Here is a 10,593-nt window from a genome sequence, read left to right as displayed (position 1 = left end):
GCGCGCGTCCTGCTCCGCAGGAACGACGCGCCGACGCTACGCGTCGGTCCAGCCCCCGCTCCGCGGGGACTGAGCTCGGTCCCTCCGGGACCGGATCCGCTCCGCGGATCGGAGTTGAGTCGTCGGCGCGGTGCCCCGATCGCTCCGCGATCGTGCCTCCTCCCCGACTTGCATTCGCATTCCAAGTCCAACATGACTGGGGTACAGGTTAATTCGGCTAGCAATACGGGTCGGCGGCCGCTGATTCTGCCCGACTGGGTGCTTGGTGACGTCTCGTCAGTTACGACCAGAGCGCCGAGCTGTGCCAATCCTGTATGCCGCTGCTTCCTTGTCCTCCAAAACTTTGGAGTATTCGAGTTCTGCCACTCCCCCGCATTACGGAGATGGGACCCGGGGCGCCTCGAAACGAGGCTGCCGCCGCACTGAGCTCAGCCGTTTGATGGCCCGATGGTCCCGGGAGCACGGACCAGATCGATGCCGTGCTCGGCAAGGGTGGCGGACAGCAACTCTTTTTGCGCTGAGGGGAGTTGATCAGCGTTCAGCTTGGTGCGGACCTTGGCGAGCCAGGGACCGATCATGACACGGTCGCCGTCCACCTCGATCCACTCTCGGACGCCGGGGGTGCGTCCCCATCGTGCCACGAAGAGCCCGAGGATGTCGGCGGTCTGCGCGAACGTGCGCCGCCGCGGTGTGCCCGGCCGGCCCGCGGCGTGCTCCTGATCCAGGCGGGCGCGGTCGGGGGTGATTCCCATGCGGGCGAGCAGGTCGCGCTGGCCGGGGTCGAGGTCGGGCCAGCTGGTGAACTGGCGATGCAGCCAGCTGCCCGCCTTCACCCCATGGATGACCGTGTCGCGGCGCAGCGTGCTGGGGTCGTTGCCGGCTTCCAGGTGACGGCGCAGCAGATGGTATTTGCGATGCCAGTCGGGGCCGTAGGGGAGTTTCCAGTCTGGGTCGAGGGCTGTGAGCTGGTTGTCGCGGTCGGGCGTGAGGCGGTCCTTTCGGGCCAGGGCGCGCTGGTCGGCAAGGAACTGGCCGCCGGGTAGTTGGGTGGGGATGGCAAGGTGGCCGTGTTCGGCGTGGAAGGCCTCCACGGTGGCCAGATGGCCCTGCCAGGTGGCCTCGTGGTTGTCCCAGATCATGCCGAGATCCTCAAGCTCGGCGATCCATGCCGGGTCGAGGGAGCTTGCCTGATAGGCGGTGCGCTGGCCGGTGATGAATTGCCCTAGCCGGTAGCCGTAAGCGTCCTCGTAGTCGGCGCTCACGCGCAGGTGGCTGTGTTCGCTTTGGTAGCGGATGGCGGCGGCAAGGCCGGCACGGCGGGGGGCGGGCAGGACGGCGCCGTGGGAGGGCCAGACGAGCAGGTCCAGAGCGCGGGCGATCGCGGTGGGGTCAAGGGTGTGGTCGAAGCGGAAGCGGCGGGTGATGTAGGTGTGGGAATCGCGGGCGGGATGCTGGTTCTTGGCCCGGGGGGCGCGGGCGGCGATGGTCTGGTCGTGGTGGCGCAGGGCAGAGGTGACCAGCCAGAGGGCTTCGTAGGGGGTGCCGAGGAGGTCGGTGGGGTCGGCACCGGGCGGGATGTAGGCGGGGACGACGAGGCTGGCCGTCTTCGTCGTGGCGGTGGGTGGTTTGCGCAGGGCGCGGCCGAGGGCCTGGACGATGCGGCGGACGCTGGCGGTGCGGTCGGCGAAAGCGACGGCGTCGACGGCCGGCAGGTCGACCCCTTCGCCAAGGACCTTGGCGTTGGCCAGCACGGCCCGGTCGGCGTCGGTGAAGCGGGCAATGATGTCGGCGCGTCGGCGGGGGCTGTGGGTGCCGTCGATGGACTGCACGACGACGTCGTCCGCCGAGTCGGGGCGTAGTTCGTCGGGGAGGGTGCGCAGGGTGTGGGCGAACTGGCGAGCGAAGTCGGCGGCGTCGGCGATCTGCTGGAAGTAGACGAACACGTGTCGCAGGTCCTGCTCGCGCATGGCTTTGAGGATGGCCACGTGCAGGGCGGTGGTACGGCGCGCGGTGGGCGCGGCTTCCGGATCGGTGAGCGCGGTGTGCAGTTCAGTGTCGGTGACGGTGGGGACGACGAGCTGGTAGTCGGCTAGGACGCCGTCGTCGATGGCGTCGGCGTGGGAGTAGGTGTGCAGGCGGGGGCCGAAGATCTGCGGCTGGTCCATGGTGGCCAGCAGGGCCGGGTCGTCCCAGGCCGGTGCTGTGGCGGCGGTGCGTTTGGGCTGCGCCCTGGTGGTGGGCGGCTCGGTCAGGCGTGGGGCGTCCCACACATACGGGGTGGCGGTGAGGTAGAGGCGGCGATCGGCAGGGATGCGTTCGTTGTCGTGCAGCGCGGTCCAGTTCTTCTGCCATGTGCCGGCCGTGGCGTGTGCTTCGTCCACGATCAGCAGGCCGAAGACGGGGGCGGGGAAGATCGCGGAGTGTTGAGCTTCTTCGATCTTGGACAGCGAGTCGTAGGTGAAGAAGACTGTTGCTTTGGGGTGGCGGGCGAGCCAGTAGGCCAGGTACTCCCCCGCGTTGGCCGAGTCGACCTTGGCCTCGGCGAGGAGCGGGTGTGCTTCGGCGCGCAGCGAGGAGATGGTGATCATCGGCTCGCGGCGGCCGTCCGCGCGAGCCGCTGCAGCCCACTGTGCGACCAGGTCCAGGCTGGGCACTGCCACTGCCAGGTGTCGCACGCCGAGTTCTTCGGCGACGCGCAGTGCGAAGAGGGTCTTGCCGGTGCCGCAGGCCGAGACGGCGTGTCCGCGGGTGCGCGGGCGGCGCAGGTGGCGGATTGTGTTGGCGAGGCCCTCTTGTTGGTCGGTGCGCAGGACCAGACGCCGAGTGTGTTCTGTTGCGGTGGGACTGGCGGTCATTGCGCGTTTCCTCGGCATGCGTGAGGGGCTGACTCGCGTTCATTCTCGCGTATGGAGGGGGTGTGGCGCAGTGTCTCTTGGTTGGCGGGGGCGCGCTGTGGGTCACGCGCGCCCCGTGATCTGCGTCGTTGGTTGTGGGTCATGGGCGGTGGTGGCGGCTATGTTGTGCTGGGTTGATCGCTGTGGGACCCAGAGAGGGTCGGTCTTCCTCTTCTTGATGGCGGGCGTTCCGTGGGGGTTGAGTTCTCTACCCCGTGATTTCATGCGGCCCGGCGGAGGGCTGTCTTGCGAGCCGTGGGCAGCCGCAGGAGGTCTTGGAGGGGCGTGCCGTGTTCGGCCCATCGGCGCAGTCGGTCCCGGTCGACCCAGTGCACCTGGTGGCGTTCGCCCCATGTTTTGGCGTCCCGGGTGAAGGAGCCGTTGGTGACCACGACTGCAGTGTCGGCTCCGTGCACGGGGCCTGCGGTGCCTTTGACCTGGTACATCACTGATGAGCCGATTTTTCCGGCGACGGTGGTGTGCTTGGCCTGCAGAACGATTCTGCCGCGTCGGCGGTCCTCGCCGATGACGTCTGCGGCCTGGTCTCCTTGTCGGCCGACCTGTCGTGCGTTCCAGCCGTCCCGGAGGAGCAGGTCGCGCAGGGCGAATTCGAAGGCCCGGTCGTCCATGGCGTCGAGCTGTGCAAGGGTGATCCGCAGCCGGGCCAGCGTCTGGGCCCGCACGTTCTGGGCCCGTATCTCGCGCATGAACTTCCAGGCTGCGTACCCCAGGGCGAGAGCTGCAAGCAGGGCGAGCAACGGCCAGATACGGAGGGCTGCCTGCCATGTGGCTGTGGCGATCTTGGCCAGCAGCCAGAGTGCGGCGCAGGCGACGGCCGCGGCGGCGGCCTGTTCCCTGCCGCCGCGGGGCGGGCGCAGCCGGGGCGAGCGGCGGGGCATCAGCGGCCCACGCCCGCTGACACTGATGGTGGAGGGGTTTGCGGTGTTGTTGGGGATGCCTCTCCGAAGCCGATGAGCTGGCTCCATAGCCACACCACCGCGATCAGTCCTGCGATCGACCAGCCGCTCAGTTTCTTCGCGCTCGGGCGGGGTTTGCGCCGGTAATGACTTCGCACCTTGTAGTAGCCCTCGGGCGGCTTCGCCACCGCTTCCTCCTTCGTGTCGTCAGGCCGCCGACTGCGGTCTGGTCTCTGGGAATTGGTGTAGCAGCGGGCACTGACAAATCCGCCGGTTTGATCAGTGGAAGCCTTGGCACTGCCTCGAAAACGCGCCGTGATGCGGTCATGGGTCCGGCGGTGTTCGAACACGCGGGACGGTGGTCCTCGGGTCTGCGGAAACTTTTGTCATAACGGACAGGACTGGCGTGTACTGGTACGGCTGTGGTGGCCGATGCAGGTGCTCATGCACCGCAGTGCTCTGTTTCCGTCACTTCAATCACATGCAGAAATGGCATGAAGCAGTACGTGTTCGATGCGCTCCTTCTGAGAGGCAGGTCGGGTGCCTTCGGCCGAGAGGGATACGGGCAGCCCCGTTGGTCGTGGCTACGCCTTGGGCCGACGGCGGGTTGAAGATCGGTGGGTGTTCGCGGCCTGGGGCTTGCGTTTTCGTCGGCGAAGGCGGGTCCGGCGTCCGTCGTGGGGTTATTCGGCCGCTTCGGTCAGGTGTGTGAGGGTGGAGCCGTCGATGTTCTTGGAGATGTGCAGGCGTTGGGTGATGCGGCGGCGCAGTTCGGGGACGTGGTTGATGAGTCCGACGGTGCGGTCGTGGGCGCGCAGGGAGTCCAGGACGTCGAGGACTTGGTGGAGGGTGTCTTCGTCGAGGGTGCCGAAGCCTTCGTCGATGAAGAGGGTGTCCAGTGCCTGGCCGCCGGCTTCGGCGGTAACGATGTCAGTCCTGATTTGGCGCCTCGGGCGGCTCTGTCGTCGGAGTGGACGAGGCTGAAGCGGTGGTGGGACATGCGTGACAGGCGGGTGTTGGCGGCGTCGACGACGTCTTCGAGGCGGGCTGCCAGTACGTAGGACTCCAGTTGCATGCGGAGCTGGTTGCTGGGTGAGCCGCCGCTGATGAGGCCGTGGAGGTGATCGACGGTGCGGTAGGTGTCCTCGAGGGGCTGGATGTGGGTGTCCATCTGAGCGGTGAGGGTGGCCAGGGCGGTTGCGCGGTCGGCGGCCTGGGTGGTGAGGGCTGCCGTGCGGGAGTGGGTTGCGGTGGCGGTGTTCAGTTCGGTGACGGCGTGCTCGAGGTCGGCCGGAGGCTGGGCGATGGCTGCCTGCAGTTCGGGTTCGGCGAGCCGGGCGGTCAATACGAGGCACTGTTCACGCCAGTGGGTGATCTGGCTCCCGATCGCGGTGGGTTCGTCGTCGGGCAGGCGGGCGGCCGAGGCTTCGGCCGGGGAAGTCAAGCCTGCCGCGTGCGCTGCCTGCTCCGCGAGAGCGGCGGCACTGTGGCGGCTTGCGGCGGTTGCTGTCACGGTGGCGGCGGTCTCGAGGCGGCCGGCGTGCTGGGTGAGGTCGGTGATGCGGTCGGCGGGTGTGGCGTGCCCTTGGAGGGCGTTCGCGAGGCGGTGGGTGAGCTCTTCGCGGCGTGTGCAGGCTGTCGTAGGTGGCGTCGGCGGCGCCCAGGCGTGCGGTTGCGGTGTTGTGGGTGTGCTCGGTGTCGGCCTGTTCCTAGTTGTTGTTCGAGGGTCGTGCGGTGGGCGGTGAGGGCAGCAAGGGGGGTGTCGCCGCCGGCTTCACCGCGGGCCGTGGCGGCCTGTTCGTTCAGCTGGGCCAGGGCCGCTTTGTCCTTGTTCTCGCTCTGCTGGACGCGGGTGTGGGCGGCTTCGGCGGCCTGTTCGTCGGCGGCGGTGGGCTGACCTGGCTGGGCGGTGGCGGGTGGGGGAACCGCATACGGGGCAGTCTTCGCCGTCCATGAGCCGGCCTGCGTGATCTCCTTCTCGATCTCCCGGACCTGTCCCTGGAGGGTCTCGTCCTCCAGATGGGTCTCGTAGCAGCTGCTCAGAGCGGTGCGCACCGCGTCGTCCGGGCTCTCGTCCTTGCCGACGAACGCCAGCAGCCGCGGCAGCCGTGCCTCGAGGTCTTTGGGCAGCGGCTGCCACTGGTCGGTCTGCGGGACGGTCGTGGCGTGTGCGGTGAGCGCGGCCGGCAGGTCTTCCTTCAGCGTGCCCGAAGGGACGAGGCCGAACTCGGTGACGAGTTCGGTCAGGTCCTTCTTCATCAGCCGGCCCAGGCCCTGCAGGCGGCTGTCGGCGGGCTGCGATCCGAAGAACTCCCGGCACGCCGCCTCACCGGCCCGTGAGCGGCGCCGGATGCGGAGCTCCGCCGGTAGGGGGCGGCGGCCTGCTCGACGGTGTCCGGGCGGAAGACGTCCTCCATGTCTCCGCGCAGTGCTGTCCCTTGACGCCCTCGTCCTGCTGGTAGGTGCGGTCCTCGTCCGTCAGACGGTGCTCGCCCAGCGGGAAGGCCAGCGCGGCCAGGACCGCGCTCTTGCCGCCGTCGTTGCGGCCGGCCAGGATCGTCGGGCTGCTGACCGGGATGTCCTGCACATGGGGCAGCGAGCGGAACCCGTACGCGGAGAAGCGGATGAGGTGCACGGTCGAGCTGCTCCGTGTCTCCCCGCTCCGCCGGGCGACGGACAGGGGTGTGGCGTGCGGGTGTTACGCGTGCGGATGAGGCGGTTGAGGCCTCGGTGCAGGCAGTCATCCTGGAGGCACGCAAAGCAACCGTGCCCCGTATTGTGCCCGGTAGCGTCTGGGCGAGGAGAGGCTGAGCCTCGCCCCCTCGGGCGGAACGACACATTCCGCAGAAGCCGGGGCGCTGCGCCGGGCGCAGCCTCAGTGAACGTCTTTGCCGACGCGAACCCGGCATGCACGGTTCCATGCACTGTGGTTGAGAGCTGAGGGGCATCGGGCCGGGAGCTTGGAGGTCGCATCCGCTACGGACGCGCTGTTCATCACGGGCATCGCGGCCAACTGATCAATTCTCCTGGTTCCGAGAGCAGTCCTCGGTGCGAGCCGGAGCTCGACGCCCAACCATCACTCTGCCCGCTGTACTTGACGTTCTGTCATTTTTGTCAACTTCGTTACATGGTGGAATATTTGGAGCTAATCTTTTGAGGTCTGATCTGAGGTGATACGCCGTGAGTGACGTACGTCCGGCACAGCCGGGGATGCTGACGGTGGTCCGGGAGTTCCGCGGCATGACGCAAGCCGACGTGGCTGAGGCGATGGTGAAGGCCTCCGGCGGTGACGCGGCAGTGTCCCAGGGGTATGTGAGCCGCGCCGAGAGCGGCCGGCTGGCGGTCTCGGGAGAGCGGCTGGAGCTGTACGCGGCGGCTCTGGGGTATCCGCCGGATCTGCTGTGTCTGGACCCGCAGGTACACGGGGTCGGCGTGGGGCTCGTCCACCACCGCAAGCGTGCGTCGTTGACCGTCTCCGCCCTTCGGCACCAGCATGCCCATCTCGCCCTGACGCGGGTTCAGTTGCAAGGCATCGCCGCGTGCCGGCCCGGTCTCGGTGTGCGGTCTGCGGCCATCCCCGCTGTCGCACTCGACGCCCTGACCACGGCGAAGGACGCAGCCCGGCAGGTTCGCAAGGCCTGGGGCATGCCGCCGGGCCCGGCGGCTGACATGACGGCATCCCTGGAAGCGGCCGGAACGCTGGTGGTCGCGCGTGATCTGGGCAGCGACCGGCTCGATGCGGTCAGCCAGTGGGACGGAACGCAGCCGCCGCTCATCCTGGCCAACGACCACGCGCCCGCGGACCGCTACCGCTTCAGCCTGGCGCACGAGCTGGGACACCTGGTCCTGCACCGGTACCCCGGCGACAGCACCGTGCAGGAGCGGCAGGCCGACGAATTCGCTGCCGAGTTCCTCATGCCCGCGCGAGACATCCGCTCCGCCTTCACGCCTCGCGTCGACCTGCAACTCCTGGCCCGGCTGAAACGGGAGTGGAAAGTGTCGATGGCCGCGCTGCTGCGCCGGGCACAGAGACTGAACATCGTCACCGACTGGCAGTACCGCAGCGTGATGGTGGAGATGTCCGCGCTGGGATACCGCACAGCCGAGCCGGTCGGGATAGACCGGGAGCGGCCCCGGTACGTCCCCGGACTGATCCGCTCTGCTCTGGACGCGGGGATGAGCGAGGAGGAGCTCGCCCGCTGTGCGCGGCTGCTGCCCGAGGACTTCCGGCTGCTGTACGCCCCGCGCGAAGGCGCGGCGGTGGATTCCGCTTCGAAGGTGAGGCCATGACTGAGTCGTTCCCCTCCCCGCGCCCGGGTGCCGGTTCCGATCCCGCGGAGCCTCCCGACCCTCCTCTCACCCGACCGCCCTCTGTACCCGGGCAAATGCGGGGTCGGATGCTGCTGCAGGCCGGAGTGAGCCGCGTCGGCTATATCCGCGAGCAGCTCGATCCGGTGCGCAGCGGGCTTGTCGTCAGCGGGGCCGGGGCGGCGGCGAAGGTCCGCAAACTGCGCGAGGAAGGGTTCGCGGGACCGCTGCTGGCGGATCCCGCCGTCTACACCGTGGCGGCGGCCAGCGAGGACGACCCGTTTCCCGACGTCTCGCAAGGCCAGCTGGCCTTCGGCGACCCGCTGCAGCTGTCGATCGAGGAGCAGGTGGGCCACCGTGCGGGCGCGACGGCGGCCATGACGCCCACCGGATATCTGCACGCGGAAGACTCCGACGCCCTCAAGGCCGCCGTCCAGCAGGTTCTCAAGCTGGAGGACCCCCACGTCTTCTTCAGTGTGCCGGTGGACGTGGCGTGGCTGCGCGACGACGCGGTCGGACAGCTGATCGCCTGGCTCAATGTCGTGCCGAACCCCAAAGCGGTCATGCTCGGCGGGCAGATGGACCCGCTGGCCGGCTTCTCCCAGGCGGTGGGCAACCTCAAGCGGCTGCTGGCGGAGGTCCCCGGGACCGCGCTGCTGCGTGCCGACCTCGCGGCGTTCGGGGCTCTGGCCCACGGAGCGGCGTTCACCGCTTTCGGCGCCACCAGCAGCGTGCGGCACATCGTCCCGCCTGGCCAGGCGGCCAGGCGGTCCCGGGGCGGTCCGAACTCGCCTTCCGTACTGCTGCCGGAACTGATGGACTTCTTCCTCGGCGAGACGCTGGCGAAGAGGTTCGCCGCGGGCCTGGCGCCGGTGTGCCGGTGCGCGGCCTGCGACGGGCTCGTCCTGGACACTTTCGTCAGCAATCACTGGCAGGTGCCGGCGGCCGCCCACAATGCGGCGGTGCTGATGGAGTGGCTGCGCAGCATGGACGCCGTCGAGCCGGCCGGGCGGCCCGCGTGGTGGCAGCAGCGCTGTCGGCGCGCGGTGGACCGCTACCCGGTGCTCAACGCGGAACTCGACCATCCCGGTTTCAGCGCCTTCAAGGTGCCCCAGCAGCTGCTGCAGTGGGCCCAGGCCCCCGTCGGCCCGCAGGCCCCCTCCCCGGCACGCCCGGTGGCGGGCGCGGAGCGCGGTGAGCCGTGACTAGCCGATGCGGTGGTGGAACTCCTCGGTGAAGCACCATGCCGCGGGGGTATGGCGGCGCGGGGTGCAGGGCCGGGGTTCCAGCAGCAGGTCCACGCTCTCGCCGTCGGCCACCAGGACGCCGATGCCGTAGAAGGCGGCTTCCATCAGCTTCTCCTCAGGCGCCGGTGGAGCGCTGTCCAGCAGCAGGGCGCGCCGGCAGAAGGGGGCGAAACGGCCGGCTTGCTCGAGTCCCCCGCGCCAGCCCGCGGCGCTTGCCCGCACCACGGCGAGATCAACGGTGAGCGGCCGCACCGCGCGGCGGGTGACCTCACAGCGGTCGACGTCGGCGGCACCGGCCGGAAGCCGACGTACCGCCGAACGCAGCCGTGCAGGCAGCGACGCCAGTGCGACGGGCTCGTCGACGGGCAGCTCCAGAAGCGTCTGCAGCGCATCAAGACTGTCGAGGCGTGCCGCTGAGACGCGGGCGCGGCGTGCGCATTCTTCCTCGTCAAGCCGGTAGAACAGCAGCGCCTGGCTGCCCATCAGCTGGAGCGGGACAGACAGCGCGGCCCGATCCAGCAGGGCCGCAGAGGCTGCGCGTACCGACGTGCCCACCGACGGGCTGGCCAAGGTCACCATGCCGTTCACCCTGCCTCATCCGACTTCAGCCGCACCCGGCGGCCCCGACTATCCCACCCGATGGGGCACAGCCGCCTCGTCCAGGCGTTCCAAAAACGCGCCCGATCCCTGCCACAGTGCTATGTCACGGACGCAAGAACTACCGCTGTTCCCCGGACACCAGGCCTGCGGGCGGCATGCCGCATGGCCAGGTGGACCACGGCGCAAGTCCCGCACCGCACGGTGGCTCGGTGACAGGTATGCGCAGACCGGCCTTGTGCAGACCAGGACCTGCTGCGAGATCCCAGCGCGGACGCGCGCACGGCAACCCTGCACTGTGCGCAGACGCCAGCCACTGCGATTCGAGCACCGTCACCGACGACTCCTCTGTCCGCCGCAGAGCGTCCAGCAAGAACGGCCTGGATCGATCACCTCGATCAGGCAGCAAGGACGGCCGCGCCTCCTGCCGGGCAGGAGGCAGACGTGGGCTCGTGCCGGGAACGCGAGAGAGCCCGGATCGTTTGGATCCGGGCTCTCTCGCGGTAGCGGGGACAGGATTTGAACCTGCGACCTCTGGGTTATGAGCCCAGCGAGCTACCGAGCTGCTCCACCCCGCGTCGGTGTCCCCCACCGTACGCCATCCCAGCAGGCGCCGAAGACCACCTTCAG

At 69.0% G+C, this 10,593-nt stretch carries 9 protein-coding genes and 1 tRNA gene; 2 read left to right on the top strand and 8 right to left on the bottom strand.

Translation table 11 applies throughout. From position 1 onward, the window contains the following. Window positions 1-428: 428 nt before the first annotated feature. From ACGFR9_RS10360 to ACGFR9_RS10335, 6 genes are all read right to left on the bottom strand, one after another. The gene (locus ACGFR9_RS10360; RefSeq protein WP_393205173.1) at window positions 429-2,855 is read right to left on the bottom strand and encodes a Helicase associated domain protein; all 2,427 of its coding nucleotides are present in this window, start codon (window positions 2,853-2,855) and stop codon (window positions 429-431) included. 260 nt (window positions 2,856-3,115) lie between these two features. Further along, window positions 3,116-3,793, bottom strand: coding sequence for a restriction endonuclease (locus ACGFR9_RS10355; protein ID WP_393205171.1), 678 nt, complete (start codon window positions 3,791-3,793; stop codon window positions 3,116-3,118). Continuing rightward, complete coding sequence (locus ACGFR9_RS10350) at window positions 3,793-3,999, bottom strand: hypothetical protein (RefSeq protein WP_393205168.1); 207 nt, start codon at window positions 3,997-3,999, stop codon at window positions 3,793-3,795. Before ACGFR9_RS10350 ends, ACGFR9_RS10355 begins: the two co-directional genes overlap by 1 nt. Window positions 4,000-4,511: 512 nt before the next feature. Further along, window positions 4,512-5,255 (bottom strand): hypothetical protein, encoded by a 744-nt coding sequence (locus ACGFR9_RS10345; RefSeq protein WP_393205165.1) that lies wholly within the window; start codon window positions 5,253-5,255, stop codon window positions 4,512-4,514. Between the two features lie 65 nt (window positions 5,256-5,320). Then, the gene (locus ACGFR9_RS10340) at window positions 5,321-6,070 is read right to left on the bottom strand and encodes a hypothetical protein (RefSeq protein WP_393205162.1); all 750 of its coding nucleotides are present in this window, start codon (window positions 6,068-6,070) and stop codon (window positions 5,321-5,323) included. Window positions 6,071-6,137: 67 nt separating this feature from the next. Then, window positions 6,138-6,446: a hypothetical protein gene (locus tag ACGFR9_RS10335; RefSeq protein ID WP_393205159.1), complete on the bottom strand. Its 309-nt coding sequence runs from the start codon at window positions 6,444-6,446 to the stop codon at window positions 6,138-6,140. 545 nt (window positions 6,447-6,991) lie between these two features. On the opposite strand from ACGFR9_RS10335, the gene ACGFR9_RS10330 reads away from it, so the two are divergent. Both ACGFR9_RS10330 and ACGFR9_RS10325 read left to right on the top strand, forming a co-directional pair. Next, window positions 6,992-8,101, top strand: coding sequence for an ImmA/IrrE family metallo-endopeptidase (locus ACGFR9_RS10330; protein WP_393205156.1), 1,110 nt, complete (start codon window positions 6,992-6,994; stop codon window positions 8,099-8,101). Between the two features lie 107 nt (window positions 8,102-8,208). Next, window positions 8,209-9,324, top strand: coding sequence for a hypothetical protein (locus tag ACGFR9_RS10325; RefSeq protein ID WP_393205153.1), 1,116 nt, complete (start codon window positions 8,209-8,211; stop codon window positions 9,322-9,324). Here ACGFR9_RS10325 and ACGFR9_RS10320 read toward each other — a convergent pair whose 3' ends face one another. Continuing rightward, window positions 9,325-9,954: a hypothetical protein gene (locus tag ACGFR9_RS10320; protein ID WP_393205150.1), complete on the bottom strand. Its 630-nt coding sequence runs from the start codon at window positions 9,952-9,954 to the stop codon at window positions 9,325-9,327. A gap of 513 nt (window positions 9,955-10,467) precedes the next feature. Continuing rightward, window positions 10,468-10,541, bottom strand: a tRNA-Met gene (locus tag ACGFR9_RS10315). Between the last annotated feature and the right edge of the window lie 52 nt (window positions 10,542-10,593).

The organism is Streptomyces sp. NPDC048584, assembly GCF_043199595.1.
Taxonomy (GTDB): domain Bacteria; phylum Actinomycetota; class Actinomycetes; order Streptomycetales; family Streptomycetaceae; genus Streptomyces; species Streptomyces edwardsiae.
This window is presented reverse-complemented; position numbering and strand designations above follow the sequence as displayed.

Coding starts and splice junctions, on each gene's coding strand:
- ACGFR9_RS10355 (WP_393205171.1), bottom strand. CDS start 3,793: ATGCCCCGCCGCTCGCCCCGGCTGCGCCCGCCCCGCGGCGGCAGGGAA.
- ACGFR9_RS10325 (WP_393205153.1), top strand. CDS start 8,209: ATGCTGCTGCAGGCCGGAGTGAGCCGCGTCGGCTATATCCGCGAGCAG.
- ACGFR9_RS10340 (WP_393205162.1), bottom strand. CDS start 6,070: ATGAAGAAGGACCTGACCGAACTCGTCACCGAGTTCGGCCTCGTCCCT.
- ACGFR9_RS10360 (WP_393205173.1), bottom strand. CDS start 2,855: ATGACCGCCAGTCCCACCGCAACAGAACACACTCGGCGTCTGGTCCTG.